General features: G+C 71.4%; 13 protein-coding genes and 1 riboswitch. Of the genes, 6 read left to right on the plus strand and 7 right to left on the minus strand.

Annotation, left to right across the window (positions count from 1 at the left end):
- Window positions 1–59 precede the first annotated feature (59 nt).
- The 3 genes from KXC43_RS44800 to KXC43_RS44810 are packed head-to-tail and all read right to left on the minus strand — an operon-like array spanning window position 60 to window position 3,668.
- Window positions 60–1,664: a precorrin-2 C(20)-methyltransferase gene (locus tag KXC43_RS44800; RefSeq protein WP_221382442.1), complete on the minus strand. Its 1,605-nt coding sequence runs from the start codon at window positions 1,662–1,664 to the stop codon at window positions 60–62.
- Window positions 1,665–1,716: 52 nt separating this feature from the next.
- On the minus strand, window positions 1,717–2,334 hold the full coding sequence (locus tag KXC43_RS44805; protein ID WP_221382390.1) for a precorrin-8X methylmutase: 618 nt from the start codon (window positions 2,332–2,334) through the stop codon (window positions 1,717–1,719).
- Entirely contained in the window at window positions 2,334–3,668 is a 1,335-nt protein-coding gene (locus KXC43_RS44810; protein ID WP_308129546.1) for a ferredoxin-like domain-containing protein, read from the minus strand. The genes KXC43_RS44805 and KXC43_RS44810 overlap by 1 nt, the downstream gene beginning before the upstream one ends.
- Before the next feature lie 129 nt (window positions 3,669–3,797).
- Window positions 3,798–3,871: riboswitch (cobalamin riboswitch) on the plus strand.
- 52 nt (window positions 3,872–3,923) lie between these two features.
- Between KXC43_RS44810 and cobN the strand changes: the two genes are divergently transcribed.
- Window positions 3,924–7,490 (plus strand): cobaltochelatase subunit CobN, encoded by a 3,567-nt coding sequence (gene cobN, locus KXC43_RS44815; RefSeq protein WP_221382391.1) that lies wholly within the window; start codon window positions 3,924–3,926, stop codon window positions 7,488–7,490.
- A gap of 3 nt (window positions 7,491–7,493) precedes the next feature.
- Here cobN and KXC43_RS44820 read toward each other — a convergent pair whose 3' ends face one another.
- On the minus strand, window positions 7,494–8,138 hold the full coding sequence (locus KXC43_RS44820; RefSeq protein WP_221382392.1) for a response regulator transcription factor: 645 nt from the start codon (window positions 8,136–8,138) through the stop codon (window positions 7,494–7,496).
- Window positions 8,129–10,036: a sensor histidine kinase gene (locus tag KXC43_RS53055; RefSeq protein WP_221382393.1), complete on the minus strand. Its 1,908-nt coding sequence runs from the start codon at window positions 10,034–10,036 to the stop codon at window positions 8,129–8,131. The genes KXC43_RS44820 and KXC43_RS53055 overlap by 10 nt, the downstream gene beginning before the upstream one ends.
- Window positions 10,037–10,142: 106 nt before the next feature.
- Between KXC43_RS53055 and KXC43_RS44830 the strand changes: the two genes are divergently transcribed.
- The gene (locus KXC43_RS44830; RefSeq protein ID WP_221382394.1) at window positions 10,143–10,709 is read left to right on the plus strand and encodes a hypothetical protein; all 567 of its coding nucleotides are present in this window, start codon (window positions 10,143–10,145) and stop codon (window positions 10,707–10,709) included.
- Window positions 10,709–11,593, plus strand: a complete 885-nt coding sequence (locus KXC43_RS44835) for a hypothetical protein (RefSeq protein ID WP_221382395.1) — start codon at window positions 10,709–10,711, stop codon at window positions 11,591–11,593. Before KXC43_RS44830 ends, KXC43_RS44835 begins: the two co-directional genes overlap by 1 nt.
- On the opposite strand, the gene KXC43_RS44840 is transcribed toward KXC43_RS44835, so the two are convergent.
- Both KXC43_RS44840 and KXC43_RS44845 read right to left on the minus strand, forming a co-directional pair.
- A complete protein-coding gene (locus tag KXC43_RS44840) occupies window positions 11,594–14,494 on the minus strand; it encodes a DUF4062 domain-containing protein (RefSeq protein WP_221382396.1) in 2,901 nt (966 codons plus the stop codon).
- A 141-nt stretch (window positions 14,495–14,635) separates the two neighbouring features.
- Window positions 14,636–14,812 (minus strand): hypothetical protein, encoded by a 177-nt coding sequence (locus KXC43_RS44845; protein ID WP_221382397.1) that lies wholly within the window; start codon window positions 14,810–14,812, stop codon window positions 14,636–14,638.
- 252 nt (window positions 14,813–15,064) lie between these two features.
- Here KXC43_RS44845 and KXC43_RS44850 point away from each other — a divergent pair, with 252 nt between their 5' ends.
- From KXC43_RS44850 to KXC43_RS44860, 3 genes are all read left to right on the plus strand, one after another.
- Window positions 15,065–16,846, plus strand: a complete 1,782-nt coding sequence (locus KXC43_RS44850) for a galactose-binding domain-containing protein (protein ID WP_221382398.1) — start codon at window positions 15,065–15,067, stop codon at window positions 16,844–16,846.
- Window positions 16,847–16,899: 53 nt separating this feature from the next.
- A complete protein-coding gene (locus KXC43_RS44855) occupies window positions 16,900–18,156 on the plus strand; it encodes a DUF1996 domain-containing protein (RefSeq protein WP_255645907.1) in 1,257 nt (418 codons plus the stop codon).
- Window positions 18,157–18,230: 74 nt separating this feature from the next.
- The gene (locus KXC43_RS44860; RefSeq protein WP_255645908.1) at window positions 18,231–19,277 is read left to right on the plus strand and encodes a LacI family DNA-binding transcriptional regulator; all 1,047 of its coding nucleotides are present in this window, start codon (window positions 18,231–18,233) and stop codon (window positions 19,275–19,277) included.
- Window positions 19,278–19,284: the final 7 nt, after the last annotated feature.

Here is a 19,284-nt window from a genome sequence, read left to right on the forward strand (position 1 = left end):
AGCGGGCAGGGTGCAATGGCCGGACACCACGATCGGCGCCGGCTGCGGTGTGCTGGGGCCTACTCGGCGGGGTAGTGGCGGGGGGTGTAGACGAAGGTGCTGCCGTCGCTGCGCTGGACGGCCCGGGTCTGCGACGAGCCGATGATCAACAGGCAGCGCATGTCGACGGTCGCCGGGTCGAGGTCGCCCAGCGTGGTGATCCGGACGGCCTCCGCGGGGCCGCCGACATCCCGCCCGACGATCACCGGAGTGTCGGCGTCACGGTGCTCGAGCAGCAGCTCACGGGCGTTGACGAGCTGCTCGCGGCGGGTCTTCGAGGCCGGGTTGTAGACGGCGATGACCAGGTCAGCCGCGGCTGCCGCGCCGAGCCGCGCCGCGACGACGGGCCACGGCTTGAGCCGGTCGGACAGCGAGATCACGCAGAAGTCGTGCCCCAGCGGCGCGCCGGCCCGGCTCGCCACGGCCTGCGCCGCGGTGAGCCCCGGGACGACCCGCACGGGCACGTCCTTCCACTGCGGGTCCTCACTCACTTCGAGGACGGCCGCCGCCATCGCGAACACGCCCGGGTCCCCCGACGAGACGACGGCCACGCGCCGCCCCCGCTTGGCCAGATCGAGCGCGAACGCGGCCCGCTCGGCCTCCACCCGGTTGTCGGACGGGTGCTTGCGCTGGTGCGCCCCGGTTGCGACCCGTTCCAGGTAAGGCAGATAGCCCACCAGATCGTCCGCGCTCGCCAGTGCGGCCCGCGCCTCCGGTGTCAGCCACAACGGGTCGCCCGGCCCGAGCCCGACAACAGTGACGCTCCCACCCGTGGCCTCTGTGTGGCCCTCCTCGCGCGCTGTGTCGGAGTTGCCGCCGGCTTCTTTCGGAGCGAGGCGGCCGGCCTTTCCGGCGCCCTCCTCCACGAACGCGGTTGCGGCGGGGCTGGGCAGGAGGGCGAGCGAGAAGTATGGAACCGAGTCGGGGTCGACGTCGGTGAGCGGTCCGCTGCGCTCGCGCTCGGTGGTGGCGCGCTCGACGTACCACGCGTCGTCGAGGCGGCCGGCCTTGGCGAGGGCCTCGCGGACGCCGTCGAAGGTGCGGCCGAGCTTCATGACGGCGGCAGAATCGGTGCCGGCGAGGCGGGCCGCCAGTTCGGCCGGGGGCAGGGTGCCCGGCAGCACGGTCAGCACCTCGTCGCGCTCCATGAGCGGCCGGCCCAGCACGGCCGAGGCGGCGCTGACCGAGGTGACGCCCGGCACGACCTCGGTCGGATAGCGGTGGGCCAGACGCTTGTGCATGTGCATGTAGGACCCGTAGAAGAACGGGTCGCCCTCCGCCAGCACCACCACGTCGCGCCCCGCGTCGAGATGCGCGGCCAGCCGTCCGGCGGCCTCGGCGTAGAACTCGTCGATCGCTCCCTGGTAGCCGCCCGGGTGGTCGGTCGTCTCGGTGGTCACCGGATAGATCAGCGGTTCCTCGATCTGCCCGTCGCGGAGCAGACCGGCCGCGATCGCCCGGGCGTTGCTCCGCCCGTGCCGCGCCGCGTGGTAGGCCACCACGTCGGCGCTCTCGATGAGCCGGGCGGCCTTCAGGGTGATCAGTTCCGGGTCGCCCGGACCCACGCCGACGCCGTACAGGCGGCCACTTCCGCCCGCTGTCTCCGCGGGGCGGGTCTCGGGCAGCCCGGTGGGGGCGGTGCTGGTCGCGGCGACTGGTGCGGGGGTGGTGGTCACTTCACTCCGCCTCTGAGGCTAGGGCGTTGACGGCGGCGGCGGTGATGGCGCTGCCGCCCCGGCGGCCGCGGACGACCAGGTGTTCCAAGTCGGTGGCGGCCAGGGCCTGCTTGGACTCGGCGGCGCCGATGAAACCGACCGGGATGCCCAGGACGGCGGCCGGCCGCGGGGCCCCGGCGGCGATCATCTCGAGCAGGCGGAACAGGGCGGTGGGGGCGTTGCCGATCGCGACGACCGAGCCCTCCAGATGGTCGAGCCAGAGGTCGAGGGCAGCCGCGCTGCGGGTGGTGCCGAGCCGGTCGGCCCGGGCGGGCACCGACGGGTCGCGCAGGGTGCAGATGACTTCGTTGGCCGCCGGGAGGCGTTTGCGGGTGATGCCGGACGCCACCATCTCGGCGTCACAGAGCACGGGCGCGCCGGCGAGCAGCGCCTTGCGGGCGACCGAGGCCACCTGGGGGCTGTAGGCCAGGTCGCGCACCAGGTCGACCATGCCGCAGGCGTGGATCATCCGGACCGCGACCCGGGCCACGTCGACCGGCAGACCGGTCAGGTCGGCCTCGGCCCGGATCGTGGCGAAGGAACGCCGGTAGATCTCGGCGCCGTCCTTCTCGTACTCCATCAGTTCCTCCTCGCGGCGGCGACCGCGTGGGCCGGGTCGCCGGTGTACGTCTCCCCGCCCGGCTGCCGGGTCACGGCGTAACCGGCGGGGGTGGCCTCGACCCGCACGTGCGGGCCGGAAGGGCTGCCGCACCCGCGGGCACAGCCGACCCAATGGACGGGCAGGCCGTCCGAGTACGCGCTGGTGCCATCGGCATCGGCCCGCACGTCAGCCAGGGATTTCGCACAGCCCGGCCGCCCGGCGCAGGCGGTGACCCCGACCCAGCGCGAGGTGCCCTCGACTTCGAGCCCGGCCTCGGCCAGCGCGCGAGCCCAGCGCCGGGCCGCCTCCGGCGTCAGATCGGGCACGATCACCCCGCGCGCGGTCGTGACCACCAGCCGCCGTGCGGTGGCGAGCAGCCGCAACGCGGTCCCGCCGAGCCGCCCCAACGGCACCAGCGCCCCGACCGCCACCAGCCCATCCGCCTGCGGCAGCAGTCCAACCAACGCCGCCGCGTCGCTGCCGGTAACCGGCATTGCCCCGGCCAACGCTGCCGCGTCGCTGTCGGTTACTGGTGGTGCCTTGGCTGGCGCTGCCGCGTCGCTGTCGGTTACTGGTAGTGCCTCGGCCGGCGCGGCCTCGTTGTCGGTGACCGGGGGCGGAAGTGCTGAGGGTCGCTCGGCATCGGTGCCGGGGCGGGGAAGTTCCAGGGCGGTGGCGACGCGTTCGGCTACTCGGGCTGGGCCATCGGGTAGCTCGGGCAAGCGCCAGGCGGGAGCGCCGACGGGGGTGGCTGCGCGCTCGGTGAGGAAGGCGTTGGCGCCGGTCAGCAGAGCAGGAACGACCTGGTCGACGGTCACGCGCACGCCGAGGTCGCGGCCGGCGAACAGGATCGTGAACTCGCCACCGGTGGGGACGGCGGCGAGGTCGGCGGCCAGGGAGACCGCGCCCACGGCGAACAGGAAGCGGCCGGGCAGGGCGGCCAGAGCCGGGTCGGCGCAGAGGGCGCCGTCGAGCTGCTCGACGAGTGTGCGGAGTGTGCTGTCGGCCAACGGCGGGGCGACTACATTGCGTACAGTTTCGTGGGTTTCCGAAGGCAGCAAGCCGGCGGCCGACAGCCGGGCCGCAAGCACCGCCGGGTCGGCCGACCGCAACGCTCTGAGCTGGACGTTCGCCCGGGACGTCAGCTCCAGGTGACCATCGCCGAAGTCGGCGCACAGCTCGGCCAGAACGGCGAGCCGCTCGCCCGTCAGCAGCCCACCGGGCAGCCGGACCCGCGCCAACGGGCCGTCGGCGGCGGAGTGCAGACGCAGCGCGCCGGGGCAGGCATCGATGTCGGAGTTACGGGCGGGCACGGCCCGGATACTACGTTCGCCTACCGACGGGACCGCAGCCTCGGGTCGGGATGATCACACACCGCACCCCTTCTTGACGGGGGACACGCGTGCCCGGAAGGGTGGGAACCCACGAGCGGCGACGCTGCGGAGGAAGCCGGTGTGAGTCCGGCGCGGTCCCGCCACTGTCACCAGGCCTGCCACGGCCTGGGAGCCAGGAACTCCGGTCGCCGTGATCTCTACTACCCGGGGCGCGGACCCCGAGGGGAGCTTGGCGTGTTCCTGCTGTTGTCGACGTCCGACACCGACCTGCTCAGCGCCCGGGCCAGCGGCTCGCCGTGGCGCCTGGCCAACCCGGCTCGCACCGGCGTCGACGACCTGCCGGCTCTGCTCGACGGGGTCGACCTGGTCGTCGTGCGCATCCTGGGTGGGCGCCGGGCCTGGGAGGAGGGGCTCGACGCCCTGCTCGGGGGGCCGATCCCGGTGGTGGTGCTGGGTGGCGAGCAGGCGCCGGACGCCGACCTGATGAAGCTCTCGTCGGTGGCCGCCGGGGTGGCCGCGGAGACGCACGTCTACCTGGCCCAGGGCGGCTCGGACAACCTGGCCGCGGCCTACAACTTCCTCTCCGACACCGTGTTGCTGACCGGCCACGGCTTCGCCCCTCCGCAGGCCGCGCCCGACTGGGGGCCGCTGCCACGCGAGACGACCGCGACCGGGCCGACGGTCGCGGTGCTCTATTACCGGGCCCACCACATGGCCGGCAACACGGCCTTCGTCGAGGCGTTGTGCCGCGCCGTCGAGGCCAAGGGCGGCCGGCCGCTGCCGTTGTTCACCTCCTCCCTCCGTACGGCGCCGGAAGATCTTCTGACCGAGCTGCGCAAGGCGGACGCCCTGGTCGTGACGGTGCTCGCGGCCGGCGGCACCAAGCCGGCCACCGTGGGCGCGGGCGGCGACGACGAGGCCTGGGACGTCGGCGTGCTGGCCGGGCTGGACGTGCCGATCCTGCAGGGGCTGTGCCTGACCAGCAGCCGGGCGCAGTGGGAGGCCAGCGACGACGGGCTGTCCCCGCTCGACGCGGCGACCCAGGTGGCGATCCCGGAGTTCGACGGCCGGATCATCACCGTGCCGTTCTCGTTCAAGGAGATCGACCCCGACGGGCTGTCGGTCTACGTCGCCGACGAGGAGCGGGCGGCCCGCGTCGCCGGCATCGCGGTGGCCCACGCCCGGCTGCGGCACATCCCGGCGGCCGAGCGGCGGATCGTGCTGATGCTGTCGGCCTATCCGACCAAGCACTCGCGCATCGGCAACGCGGTCGGCCTCGACACGCCCGCCTCGACGGTGGCCCTGCTCGAGGCGATGCGTTCCCGGGGCTACCGGATCGGTTCCTTCGGCGAGTACGACGGTGACGGGCTCATCCACGCGCTGATCGCCGCCGGCGGCCAGGATCCGGACTGGCTCACCGAGGAACAGCTCAGCGGCAACCCGGTGCGGATCCCGGGTTCGGCGTACGAGCGGTGGTTCGCCACCCTGCCCGCCGACTTCCGCGCGAGCGTCGAGCGGCACTGGGGCCCGCCGCCGGGCGAGCTCTACGTCGACAACGGCGACATCGTGCTGGCCGCCCTGCGCGACGAGAACGTCGTCGTCATGGTGCAGCCGCCGCGCGGGTTCGGCGCCAACCCGGTGGCCATCTACCACGACCCCGACCTGCCGCCCTCGCACCACTACCTCGCGGCCTACCGCTGGGTGGCTGACGAGTTCGGCGCGCACGCGGTGGTGCACGTGGGCAAGCACGGCAACCTGGAATGGCTGCCCGGCAAGAACGTCGGCATGTCGGCCTCGGACGGCACCGACGCCGCCCTGGGTGACCTGCCGCTGATCTATCCGTTCCTGGTCAACGACCCGGGCGAGGGCACGCAGGCCAAGCGCCGGGCCCACGCGACGCTGGTCGACCACCTGATCCCGCCGATGGCCCGGGCCGAGTCGTACGGGGACATCGCCCGCCTGGAGCAGCTGCTCGACGAGCACGCGAACATCGCCGCGCTCGACCCGGCGAAGCTGCCGGCCATCCGGGCGCAGATCTGGACGCTGATCCAGGCCGCACGGATGGATCACGACCTGGGGCTGGAGAGCCGGCCCGGCGACGAGGACTTCGACGAGTTCATCCTGCACGTCGACGGGTGGCTGTGCGAGGTCAAGGACGTGCAGATCCGCGACGGGCTGCACATCCTGGGCACGGCGCCGCAGGGTGAGGCCCGGGTCAACCTCGTGCTGGCGATGCTGCGGGCGCGCCAGATGTGGGCAGGCAAGGTGGCGGCGCTGCCCGGTCTGCGTGAGGCGCTCGGCCTGCCCGAGGAGGCGTCGACCGTCGAGACCGACCGGGTCGAGGGCATCGCCCGCGCCTTGGTCACCGCGATGGAGGAAGCCGGCTGGCCCGCCGATGCCGCCGCCGTTGTGGACGTCGTTCTGTCCGGAATCATCGACGACGGCGCGCCGGTGGACGTGCCGCGGGTGCGGGACGTGCTCACGTTCGCAGCGACCGAGGTCGTGCCGCGGCTCGAGCGTACGACCGACGAGCTGGGCAACCTGCTGCACGCGCTGGACGGGGGCTACGTGCCGGCCGGCCCCAGCGGCTCGCCCCTGCGCGGGCTGATCAACGTGTTGCCGACCGGCCGCAACTTCTACTCCGTCGACCCCAAGGCGATCCCGAGCGCGCTGGCCTGGGAGACCGGCCAGGCGATGGCCGAGTCGCTGCTCAAGCGGTACCGCGAGGACTACGGCGACTGGCCGCGGTCGGTCGGCCTGTCGGCCTGGGGCACCAGCGCCATGCGGACGGCCGGGGACGACATCGCCGAGATCCTCGCTCTCATCGGCGTACGCCCGATCTGGGACCCCGCCTCGCGCCGGGTCACCGGCCTCGAGCCCATCGGCCGCGACGAGCTCGGCCGCCCCCGCATCGACGTCACCGTCCGCATCTCGGGCTTCTTCCGCGACGCCTTCCCGCACGTGGTGGCCATGCTGGACGACGCCTTCCGGATGATCGCGGAGCTCGACGAGCCGCAGAACTTCGTCCGCGAGCACGCCCTGGCCGACCGCGACGACCACGGCGACTGGCGCCGGGCCACCACCCGCATCTTCGGCTCGCGGCCGGGGGCGTACGGCGCCGGCATCCTCCCGCTGATCGACAGCCGCAACTGGCGCGACGACAAGGACCTGGCCGAGGTGTACGCCGTGTGGGGCGGCTTCGCGTACGGCCGTGACCTCGACGGCGTGCCGGCCCGCCCGGACATGGAGAACGCGTACCGGCGCATCGACATCGCGGCCAAGAACATCGACACCCGCGAGCACGACATCGCCGACTCCGACGACTACTTCCAGTACCACGGCGGCATGATCGCCACGGTCCGCGCGCTGACCGGCAAGGCCCCCGCCGCGTACGTCGGCGACTCGACCAACCCGGACGCCACCCGCACCCGCAGCCTGACCGAGGAGACCGCCCGCATCTTCCGCGCCCGCGTGGTGAACCCGCGCTGGATCGCCGCGATGCGCCGCCACGGCTACAAGGGCGCCTTCGAGCTGGCCGCCACGGTCGACTACCTGTTCGGCTTCGACGCCACCGCCGGCGTGGTCACCGATTACATGTACGAGCAGCTGGCGGCCACCTACGCCCTCGACCCCGAGAACCAGAAGTTCTTCCAGCAGTCCAACCCGTGGGCCCTCCACAGCATCAGCGAACGCCTGCTGGAGGCGGCCGAGCGCAAACTCTGGGAGTCTCCCTCGCCCGAGGTGCTGAGCGCGCTGCAGCAGCTCTACCTCGACACCGAAGGCGACCTGGAAGACGCCTAGGAGCTAAGCCCGCAGGAACGTCAGGACGGCCAGCACGCGGCGGTGTTCCCGCTCGTGCTGGACCAGCCCGAGCTTGGTGAAGATCGACGAGACGTGGGCCTCGACCGTCTTGACCGCCAGGTGCAGGTCGGCCGCGACGGCGCCGTTGGACAGGCCCTGGGCCATCAGGGCCAGCACGGCGCGCTCCCGTTCGGTGAGCGCGTCGAGCGGGTCGCGTTCGCGCCGGCGGGCGACCAGCCGGGCCACCAGCTCGGGGTCGATGACCGTCTCGCCGCGGGCCACCTTGCGCACGTCGGTCCCGAACGCGGCCAGGTCGGAGACGCGGTCCTTGAGCAGGTAGCCCACGCCGCCGTCGAACTCGGTCATCAGCCGCAGCGCGTGGTGCACCTCGACGTACTGGGACAGCAGCATCAGCCCGACGCCCGGCGCCGTCGAGCGGATCGCGGCCGCGGTGTCGATGCCCTCGGCCGAGAATCCGGGCGGCATCCGCAAGTCGATCACCGCGACGTCGGGCGGGTCGGCCCGCACCAGATCGAGCAGCGCCGCGCCGTCCCCGGCCTGCCCGGTCACCGTGAACCCGACGTCGCTCAGGATGCGGGCCATGCCCTCGCGGAACAGCACCGCGTCGTCGGCGAGCATCACCCGCACGGGATCACCGTCCTCAGTCGAGTTCCCTCCGGCCCGCCGCCGACCGTGAGGCGGGCGTCGAGCGTCGCCAGCCGGTCGGCCAGCCCTTCGAGGCCGCCGCCGGGCCGGACAGCGGCCCCGCCGCAGCCGTCGTCGGACACCTCGATGGTCAGTTCGGCCCCGGCCAGCGTGACCCGGACCTCGACCGCGGCCGCGCCGGAGTGCTTGGCCGCGTTGGTCAGTCCCTCGCTGACCACGAAGTAGGCGGTGGACTCGACCTCGGCCGGCAACCGCTCGGCCACGGCCACCGTCAGCCGCACCGGCAGCGCCGAGCGGTCGGCGAGGAACCCGACGGCGGCCTCCAGCCCGTCCTGGCTCAGCACGGCCGGGTGCAACCCGCGGGCCGTCTCACGCAGTTCGGCGGTGGCTTCGAGCAACTGCCGGCGTACGTCGTCGGTCCGCGCGGCGAGGTCACCGGCGCCCGCCTCGGAGGCCAGCCGCACCACCCCGCCCAGCTCCATGGCCACGGTCACCAGCCGCTGCTGGGCGCCGTCGTGCAGGTCGCGCTCCAGCCGGCGGCGGGCCGCGTCCCCGGCCGCGACCAGCCGCTGGGCCGTTGCCCGCAGCTGCAGCACCAGCCCGGCCTGGGCCGCCAGGTCACCGACCAGCCGCTGCTCGGCGCCCGACAGCGTCTCGCCGGGCGCCTTGGCCACCGTGAGCGCGCCGAGCAGCCGCCCGTCGTGGCGCACCGGCACGGGCGGCGTCCGGGGGCCGGCCGGGAGCGGGGTCGTGGCAGGCCAGGCCGAGACCGCGCGCAGGTCGTCGGCCGGGCCGGTCCACAGCACCACCTCGCGCGCGCCGACGGCGTCGGCCACGGTCGCGCAGATGCCGTCCAACAGCCCGCCGGCCGGGGCCGTGAAGTGGGCCGACAGCCGGGCCAGAGCCTCGTACGGGGTGGCCCGCCGCCCGTAGACCAGCCGGTCGGCCAGCCGTTGCACGCGGCGGCGCAGCGGTTCGAAGACGACCGCGACCAGGCCGGTGGCGATCAGCGAGAGCAACGTGCCGTACCCGTCGACGAGGCGGCCGGCCCCGGTCACCACCACGGCGTAGCCCACGGTCACCAGGGCCGCCATCGCCCCGAAGACCAGCGACTTGTTGATCACCGGGTCGATGTCGTAGAGGCGGTACCGCAGGATGGCGGCGCCGGCCGCCACGGCCAGCAGTGGCGCGGTCAGCGTGCCGGGAACCGGCGACCCCCACCCGGCCAGGCCGAGCACCATCACCGCGGCCGAGACCGTGGCCGCGTACAGGAACCAGCGGAGCTGCCGGGCCTCGTCGCCGTGGGCCCGGCGCACCCGCACGATCACGCACGCCACCCAGGTCAACTGGAACAGCAGGTAGCCGGCGGGCCGGGCGACGTCGTAGAACGCGGTCGCGGCGGCCCGCCCCGGCAGGTCGAACGGCGGGCCGGCGACGAGCCCGGTCCGCGCGTACTCGACCGGCCACAACGCCGACACCGCGGACAGCACGAGCCCGATCGCGGTCAGGACGCCGACCACCGGCGCCCAGCCGCGCGACGGCAGCCGACCGGTCGGGAAACACATCACCGCGACCCCCACCAGCACCAGCACGAGCGGCAGCGGCCACACCCCGAGCCAGCCGATCCAGGACGCGCCCGGCAGCGGCCCTGCGTGCAGGCCGTACTGCCGCCCGGCGAACATCACCGCGTGCGCGACCCCGACCGCCACGAACAGCCGGCCCTCACGGTGACCGGGCCGCCGGCGCAGCACGTAGAGCCCGACCGCCGTGAACGAGACGGCGATCAGTCCGTTGTGCAGGTTGCCGAGGTGCGCCCCGAGCGCGAACCCGCCGGCGACCAGCACCGTGGTCGCCGCTCCGGCGGCCCAGCCCCGCGTCACGTCTGTATGGTGCCAGCGCCCGGCCGCCGTGTGATCAGGGTTGACCCGGCAATCTCCGAGGGCCGGCCCGGATCTTTCGGCCCGTCCGCACGGCCACGGTGGAGCCATGACTCCCACACCGGTCGACCGGTTGCTCACCGGTTCTCTCGTCGTCGCGCCCGTCGTCTATCTGATCGCCGATTTGCTGTACGCGACCCGCGGCTGGGACGATCCCGCCGCCGCGGTGTTCCACGTGCTCGGAGCGGTCGGCTACACCCTCGTCGTGATGCGGCTGGCCACCCTGGGCAGCGGCCTGTCGGCCGCCGTCCTGCTGCTGGTCGGCGCACTCGGCGCCGCCGGCAACGTCGCCTACGGCTTCAACACCATCCACGTGTCCCTGGGCGACACCGACCTGGTCGACGCCACCGGCGCCGCCGTGCTGATCAAACCGCTCGGCCTGTTCTTCCCGCTGACCCTGCTCCTCGCCGCCGGCGTCCTGCGCCGCATGTCCCCGGCCTGGATCGCGCCCGTCCTGGCCCTGGCCGCGCTGGCCTGGCCGGTCGCCCACATCGCCAACGTCGGCTGGCTCGCCGTAGCCGTCAACGTCGCCCTCGTCGCCGTCTTCACCACCGTCGCCACCCGAGTGTCCCGCGACCCGGCCCATCACCGCGACCGGGCTGCGGCGTTGGCCTGATGGTGAAGCGATCGCTGCTGGCGCTGGTGTCGTTGTCCGCGTTGCTGACCGGCGGGGCGGCGGCGCCCGCGGCGCCGCCCGGCTTCGACCCAGCAGCGACAGCGGCCCGGCTCGACGCGCTGCACATCAGGATCGCCGGTAACGCCGAGGAACATCGGGCCGCGGAGCGACTGAACTACCACCGCGTCGAGATCAGTGTCGAGAGGTGCATGCGGGCCCACCGCCGCCCGTACCGGAAGCCCCTGTTCGTCAGCTTCTACCGCGATTTCGTCGACGCCGACTTCGGCGTCGGCAACGGCAGCGCGTCGATCACCGACTCGCTGACCGCCGGCACGCGGCGCTGGGAACTCAACGCGATCGCCGGCGCCCGGCTGACCCGGGCCGGCGCCGGCGAGCGGGTGGTGCGCCCCGAGGACGCCGAGACGCTGAACAAATGCACAGCCCCGTTCGAGCATCGGATGTACACCGACTTCGAACCGCCATCCGGCGTCTACGACCTCTCCGGTTTCGGCGAAATGCAGTCGGCGGTCCATCGCGATGCCGCGGTGCTCAAAGCGTGGGGTGGCTACAACGCCTGTATGAAGACCCGCCACGGCTACGTCGTCGGGCCGGACTACTCCGACTTCCTGTTCGCACCCCACGTCGAGCTGCGGAACCCACCGCTCGACGGCGCGCCGGCCGGTCCGGGCTGGCACCGGGCCGTCGCGAGGTTCCGAGCCCTCTTCGCCGCCGACGTGGACTGCCGCCGACCGGCCCACACGGCTGCCATGCGGGTAGTGGCCCGGCTGCTGCCCGCCTGGGAGTCCCGCCACCGCGGCGAGCTGCGCGCCGTCCGCAAGGCCTGGCGGCAACGGGTCACTGCCGCAGCCAAGATCCCCGCGTAGTCAGGCGGACTGACGTCCGCGAAGTCTGGCCGCATAGGCCGTGACCTCGGACTCGACTGAAATGCCGGCGTCGGCGAGACTAATGATTTCGAGGTGGGGTGGGCGTTCGGAGAGCCGAGTCAGGATGTCAGTCGCTTCGCGCAGATCCCAGAAGTTGTAGTTCGGCGGGCCGCTGCCCCACGCCTGCCGGTATGCCAGATCGGCATGACGGGAAGCCTCGGTCCTCTGCCCCAGCTCGAGATAGGCCTGCGCCAATCGCAGGTGCGGCTGACTCGCGGGATGGAGGCGAGGAAGCCGGGCCAGTGTCTCCTCGATTGCGCTGGCGGCACCGTCCCTGCCCGTTCTGGCCAGGATGTATGCCACCGTTGCGGGGGTGGCGTCGAAGCCGGAGCTGAGCGCGAGCCGCAGGTGCTGTTCAGCCGCATCGAGCCCGGCGTCCCACATTTCCTGCCGGATGAGCAGGCGGAGGCGGAGATCCACGAGGCGCAGACGATGCCACGCCGAGAGTGCCTCGCCCTCGTAGGTGAGGAGTTGATCGATAGTGAGCGCGCCCGTCGTCCGGAAGGTCAATTCCAACCAGTACAGGTGCGGATTGTCGTCGAACCAGAGAGGCGCGGTCTTCGGCCGGGAACGTCCGCCGTCGCTGGTGAGCCGGTAGGGCCTATCCCAGGAGGACACCGGCGTTTCGCCGAGGCGCTGTGCTTTGTCCAGCAGGTGTTGCGCAGCATCCAGCTTTCCGCTGAGCAGGCGCAGCACCCCCGCCTGCATCACCAGGCTGCGGTCGCGCCCCGGGTCCGAGCCGGAAGCGTCGAGAATGTCGACTGAGAGATTGAGGAGCCGTAGGACGTGCACCAGGCGGCCACTGGCCCGATAGGCGGTGCTCAAGCGGTTGAGACTCAAGAGAAGCTGCTCCGGCGACGAGTTCGTCTCGGCCAGGTGCTGCAGCAGAGCCTGCTCGTGCCCGATTGCGTCTTCGTACCGGCCCTGCAACAGATGAGCGATCGTAAAGTCAGCCCGCGTATCAGCGTCGCCCCGAGTTGCCAGCGGGCTCAGCAACTCCACGGCGGTGGGATAGGCGCCGATCTGCTGGAGCAGGACATGACTGAGGCTTTGTTGCCACAGTCGTTCGGCCTCAGCCGTGCGGTCGGAGCCGATCAGGGCGCGGAAAATGGTGATGGTCTGGTACATGTCGTCGACGCTGGCCGCTTGGCTTGTGTTCTCCGGCGGGAGCTGGGAGAAGTGATCACGCACGGCGACGTTGGCCTGTACCTCTTCCGTGGCTTCCAGGCGGTCGTATGCGAACGCTCGGATGATGGGATGCATGTCGTACGAGTTCGCGAAGCGATTCCACCAGAGGAGACCGCGCTCCTCCAGGTCACGAAGTGCCGAATCAAGCTGAGCGTCCGCTCGCGTGCCGTCGGTCTGGTCGCGGAAGGGGCTGATCGCCTCGAGCGTGGACCAGTCGACCGCGCCCGAGAGCACCGAGACCTGGCCGAGCAACCGGTTGCTCGCGGGTGAGAGCCGGTCGAATGCGGCTTCGAGTATGTGAGTGCGACGTTGATGAAGATTCAGCCGCCCGAGCTGCAGACCTCCGCCCGCGGACGGGTCAGCCAGCCATCGGTCGAAGTCGCCCGGACTCCGTCGGTAGTCACGAATGAGCCCGGCCACTACCCCGAGCAGGAGCGGGTGGTTGTCCAGGGCAGAGAAGAACTCAGTCAGCGCCGGCTCGCTGCCCCGGACACCGAGTCTGGTCAGCAGGATGCGAGCGTCCTCGTCATTGAGCCCGGGCAGTGAAGTCAGACGGACTCCGGGTGTCAGCACCTGCCCACGCCTGTTCAGTACTGTCGGCATGAGCCGCGAGCTGATGAGGATCTTCGAAGGACTCGACATGACCAGCTGGCGGATGATGTCCTCCGCGTGCGGATCAATCATGGAGCGTTGCTCCGGTGTCGGCTCCATCGTGTCGTCGCGGATCTTGGAAGGATCGAAGCGGTGGTACGCGTTGAGCAGCCGTTCGAAGCCGTCCAGTATCAGCAGATAGGGCTTCTGGCGCAGCGTGTTGCGGACCTTGTCGGCCAAGTCGGCAGGAGGCAGATGGCGAAAGGAATCCGGGGTTCGCCCACTCACGTAGGCGAGCACCTCGAGCAGGAAACGTGTCAACGACGGTGACCCGTCGTAGAAGCTCCACCAGAGGCGGCCTGCGAGGGCGGGGATGGCTTGTGGTGCCTGCTGGGTGGCCCACTCCCAAGTCAGCGCGCTCTTACCGGTGCCCCCGATCGCCTCGACGACCATCATGGTGTCGCCGGATCGGCCCCATTCGTCCAGCGCTGACAGGCTCGCGGCGCGTCCGGTGAAGGGGGCGCTGCCCACGTACGGAGGCATGGCGTGAAGGCTTGGTGGCGCCGGAAGGGCAAGCGGATCGCGTGCGGCGGCGGGGACCGACTCATGGCGGCGGAGCGCCAGCAGAAGATCTTCCCGGAACGAAACGACAGTAGTGAACGACTTGACCACGTGGGCCTGCGTCACCTGCCCAACGAATCGCTCGAGGGCCTCGGCATCCCCGGCGTCGGACACATCGTCCGGCGGCCAGGGAAAACGTGGATCCACGATGAAGGGCAGCAGCGGCATCTCCGGCCGGTCGACCGCCCATCCGTACTCGAGTTCGGTGTAGGAAGGGTCGTCGGGGGACGGGCGCGAGCCGTAGCGGCGTCCGATCAGGAGAACGAACACGTCGGACCCGTCGACCAGCTTGCGGCAGACCTCCGCCGGCGTCGGCCGTTGCGGATCGAAGGACTCCATGTGGACCGGCACCATGCCGAGCCGGTGGCAGACCTCCGCCGCGGTCGTGCGGTAGGGCGTGAGCGCGCCGGAGGCGCTGCTGATGAACACCCGCCTGGTCACCGATTCACTATGGCAGCCGTCGCTCGTGCGGACGATGAGCGGAAGGCCGTCAGGCCGGGTTGGTAGGTCCACTGCCGTGGACGCTGCTGAGCGAACCGGGTGAACAGGGGGAGGCCGCCGGGGCGGCCTCCCGCACCAGGGTCAGCTCTCCGGCTGGACCTCGGGCGCCGCGTGCCGGCCGCTGGAGCGGAGCTCGTTGGCCTGGCGCTCGAGCTCTTCGTCCTTCTCGAGGAACCGCTTGATGTTGACGGTCGAGCGGTTGCCGAGGTCGTCCGGCTTGGCTGCGTGGCGGCCGGACGGCTGGTTCGTGTCGGTCATGGCCGGAAAGCGTACCTGTCTCGGGTTTCACACCATCTGGCTCGTCCCCCGTGGCGTTTCGCGCCCTCCGCAAAACCTGGCCCTGGTTCCGGAACCGTGACGGCCGCCCGGGCTCTCACCTGCGAGAACCTCCAAGAAAGCGCTTCCCGGGCTGCTACCAGGCATTGACACTCGCCGAGACGCGGTTAACAGTGGCGTTACAAAGAGCGCTTCCCCGAGCGTTCATATCCCCGATTCCCCTGGAGTCCCTCCATGACATCCCCGGTCCTGGACGGGCTCGGGACGCCTCGCAGCAGGCTGTCCCCGGCCCGGATTCTCACTCTCGGCGCGGCCCTCGTGGGTCTGCTCGCCGCCTTCTTCGTCGCCACCACCCAGAACGCCGAGGCGGCCGAGGTGGTCGTCTCGCAGGGCAAGACCGCCACCGCCTCGTCCACCGAGGTCGCCGGCGCCTACCAGCCCGGCGAGGCGGTCGACGGCAACGCCGGCACCCGGTGGGCCAGCTCGTACTCGGCGAGCCAGTGGTGGCAGGTCGACCTGGGCGCGCCGACCGCGGTCAGCCGCATCGCCATCAACTGGGAGGGCGCGTACGCGAAAGCCTTCAACATCCAGTTCTCGGCCAACGGCAGCACCTACACCCAGGCGTACGCCACCACGACCGGCGCCGGTGGTCAGCAGAGCATCGCGGTCAGCGGCACCGCCCGCTACGTGCGGATCAATCTGACCGAGCGCGCGCTGTCGATCTACGGCTACTCGTTCTGGGAGTTCCAGGTGTTCTCGGGCGGCACCACGCCGCCGACCACGCCCCCACCGACGACCACGCCGCCGCCCACGACCACCCCGCCGCCGAGCGGCACCGCGCGCCTGCTGTCCTACAACAAGCCGGCGCAGGCGAGCACCTGGCAGAACGACGTCAACTGCAACCCGTGCAGCCCGGACAAGGCCTTCGACAACGACTCGGCCAGCCGCTGGGCGACCAGCTCGACCAACGGCTGGGTCGACCCGGGGTGGATCTCGGTCGACCTGGGCGCCACGGCGCAGATCAGCCAGGTCGTGCTGCAGTGGGACCCGGCGTTCGCCCGGTCGTACCAGATCCAGGTGTCCAACGACAACGCGAACTGGACGCCGATCTTCACCACGACCACCGGTGACGGTCTCAAGGACGTCATCAACGCCACCGGCACCGGCCGCTACGTGCGTATGTACGGCACCGTCCGCAGCAGCACCTACGGCTACTCGCTGTGGGAATTCAGCATCTACGGCACCGGCGGCGCTCCGGTGACCCCGCCGAACACGCCGGCCGACCCGACCTTCCCGGCCACCCGGCTGGTCTTCGAGGACAACTTCAACGAGGCCGCCGGCACCAAGCCGAGCACCGCCAAGTGGACCTACGACCCGGGCGTCCCGCAGAACGGCGAGATCCAGTACTACACGCCGAACAGCGAGAACGCGCAGACCGACGGCGCGGGCAACCTGGTCATGGAGGCCCGCCGGCAGGACTACCAGGGCCGGCAGTACACCTCGGCCCGGATGAACACGGGCGGCAAGTTCAGCGCCCAGTACGGCCGGTTCGAGGCCCGGATCAAGGTGCCGAAGGGCAACGGCCTGTGGCCCGCCTTCTGGATGATGGGCGAGGACTTCCTCAGCGGACGCCCGTGGCCCTACAACGGCGAGATCGACATCATGGAGGTCCTGGGCCGCAACACCAACGAGATGTACACGACGCTGCACGCCCCGGCTTACAACGGCGGTGGCGGTTACGGCCAGAAGAACGCGGCCGGGGTCGACCTGTCGCAGGACTTCCACGTGTACGCCGCTGAGTGGGACAGCAAGGGCATCCGGTTCTTCCTGGACGGCCGGCAGGTCTTCGACGCCAAGAAGGACACCGTGGAGAACACCCGCGGCCCGTGGATCTTCGACCACAAGTTCTACCTGATCCTCAACCTGGCCGTCGGCGGCGACTTCCCCGGTCCGATCGACGCCACCACCCCGTTCCCGGCCCGCATGCTCGTCGACTACGTGCGCGTCTACCAGTGATCGTCCGGCCGGGGCCCCCGCGGGGCCCCGGTCCATCCCCCAAGGGCGGCATCATGCGTAAGAAGGTCATGTTCGCCGCGGCCCTGCTCGTCTCATCCCTGTTGGTCGTCGCGACCAAGGCGAGCGCCGCGGACACACTCATCTCGCAAGGAAAGACAGCCACCGCCAGCTCCACCGAGTCGGCCGCCTTCCCCGCGTCCAACGCGGTCGACGGCAACCTCGGCACCCGCTGGTCGAGCGCCTTCAGCGATCCCCAGTGGCTGCAGGTCGACCTGGGAGCGAGCGCGACCGTCTCGTCGGTCGTGCTGAGCTGGGAGTCCGCGTACGCCCGGGCCTTCAGCGTCAAGGTCTCGGCCAACGGCTCGTCCTGGAGCACGATCCACAGCACCACGAACGGAACCGGTGGCCGCCAGACCATCACCGCCACGGGCACCGGCCGTTACGTCCGGCTCGAGACCACCGCGCGAGCCACGCAGTGGGGTGTCTCGCTGACCGAGTTCCAGGTGTACGGCAGTGGCGGCGGCACGACCACGCCGACCATCCCGCCGGGCGCCGTGCGGGTCGCGGAGTTCCTGGCCGACTGCCCGTACAGCCACCGCCTGCCGGACGATCCGATCATCTTCCCCGGCCTGCCCGGCGCCTCGCACATGCACAGCTTCTTCGGCAGCGAGGTGACCAACGCGTTCTCGACCACGCAGGACCTGTTGAACGCGAACAGCAACTGCAACCCGTCGATCGACAAGTCGTCGTACTGGATCCCGACCTTCTACAACGGCAACACCCCGGTCGAGCCGACGACGGGCATCTTCTACTACCTGGGTGAGGGCGTCCGCGACGACCTGATCGCGCAGACCCAGCCGTTCCCGCTGGGCCTGCGGATCGTGGCCGGCAACGCCAAGGCGACGGGGCCGAACGACAACACCCTCTCGCGCTGGTCGTGCCTGCACGCCGGCGAGGTCGGCTCGTCGCACGACTTCGTCACCTGCCCGCCGGGCACGATGCTGGAGTCGTACCTCGATTTCCCGCACTGCTGGGACGGCGTGAACCTCGACTCGCCCGACCACAAGAGCCACATGGCGTACCCGGTCAACAACGCCTGCCCGCCCAGCCACCCGGTCGTCGTGCCGAAGCTGCGGCAGGTCATGCGGTACCCGGTCAACGGCAACCCGGCCAACTTCCGGCTGGCGTCGGGCCCGGGCTACACGATGCACGGCGACTTCTTCAACGCCTGGCCGGTGGCGGAGCTGGCGCGGCGGGTGAACGACTGCATCCGCGTCATCGTCAAGTGCGGCACCGACGGACGTCCCTGATGACCACGGGTGTCGCCGGCGGAGGACCCGACGGCGGCGGCACCCGTCCGCACCTCGCTGCTATAACGGACCGCATGACAACCCGGCCCGTGCGCGGTGGGCAACATCCGACGATGGACCAGGTCGCCGAGGCGGCCGGGGTGTCCCGCGCGACCGTCTCCCGGGTGATCAACGGCGCCCCCAGCGTTGACGCCAAGATCCGGGAGATGGTGCAGCGGGCCATCGCCGAGACCGGCTACGTGCCCAACGTGGCCGCTCGCAGCCTGGTGACCCGCCGGTCGAACTCGGTGGCGCTGGTGATCAGCGAGCCCGACCGCCCCGACAACCACTCCTTCCTCAACCGCATCTTCACCGACCCGTACTTCGGGCGGATCACGGCGGGCGCCACGGGGGCGCTGCGACCGCACGACATCCACCTGGTCGTCATCCCGACCGACTCCTCCGACCACCACCAGGTGATCCGCTACCTGCGCCAGGGCCACGTCGACGGGGTGCTGCTGATCAGCAGCCACGAGCAGGACACGCTGCCCCGCCAGGTGCACGAGCTCGGCATTCCCGCGGTCGTCTCGGCCCGGCCGACCTCGCCCATAGCGGTCAGCTACGTCGACGTCGACCAGCGGCTGGGCGCCCGGCTGGCCGCGGAACGCCTGCTCGACCGGGGTTGCCTGCACCTCGCCACCATCAGCGGCCCGCTCGACATACCGTCCGGGCTCGACCGCCTCGAGGGCTTCCGGTCCTACCTGGCGAACCGGGGCTTCGCCGACGTGCCGACGGTCGAGGGCGACTTCACCCGGGCCGGCGGCGAGGCGGCGGCCCGGCGGTTGCTGGACGGGCATCCCGAGGTCGACGGGCTCTTCGTGGCCAACGACCTGATGGCCGAGGGCGCCCTGCGGACGATGCAGGATCTCGGCCGCCGGGTGCCCGAGGACATCGCGGTGGTCGGCTTCGACGACAGCAGCGCGGCCCTCGACTGCCGCCCGCTGCTGACCACCGTGCGCCAGCCGGTCGAGGAGATGGCAGCCGAGATGGCCGAGGTGCTGATGGCCCACATCGCCACCCCGGGCCGCTTGCCGCGCTCGGTCACGTTCCAGCCCACGCTGGTGGTGCGCGAGTCGGCATAGGTTGGGG

Source organism: Paractinoplanes polyasparticus (assembly GCF_019710575.1).
Lineage (GTDB): Bacteria > Actinomycetota > Actinomycetes > Mycobacteriales > Micromonosporaceae > Actinoplanes > Actinoplanes polyasparticus.

Coding starts and splice junctions, on each gene's coding strand:
- KXC43_RS44855 (WP_255645907.1), top strand. CDS start 16,900: ATGCGTAAGAAGGTCATGTTCGCCGCGGCCCTGCTCGTCTCATCCCTG.
- KXC43_RS44860 (WP_255645908.1), top strand. CDS start 18,231: ATGACAACCCGGCCCGTGCGCGGTGGGCAACATCCGACGATGGACCAG.
- KXC43_RS44845 (WP_221382397.1), bottom strand. CDS start 14,812: ATGACCGACACGAACCAGCCGTCCGGCCGCCACGCAGCCAAGCCGGAC.
- KXC43_RS44830 (WP_221382394.1), top strand. CDS start 10,143: ATGACTCCCACACCGGTCGACCGGTTGCTCACCGGTTCTCTCGTCGTC.
- KXC43_RS44835 (WP_221382395.1), top strand. CDS start 10,709: ATGGTGAAGCGATCGCTGCTGGCGCTGGTGTCGTTGTCCGCGTTGCTG.
- KXC43_RS44805 (WP_221382390.1), bottom strand. CDS start 2,334: ATGGAGTACGAGAAGGACGGCGCCGAGATCTACCGGCGTTCCTTCGCC.
- KXC43_RS44850 (WP_221382398.1), top strand. CDS start 15,065: ATGACATCCCCGGTCCTGGACGGGCTCGGGACGCCTCGCAGCAGGCTG.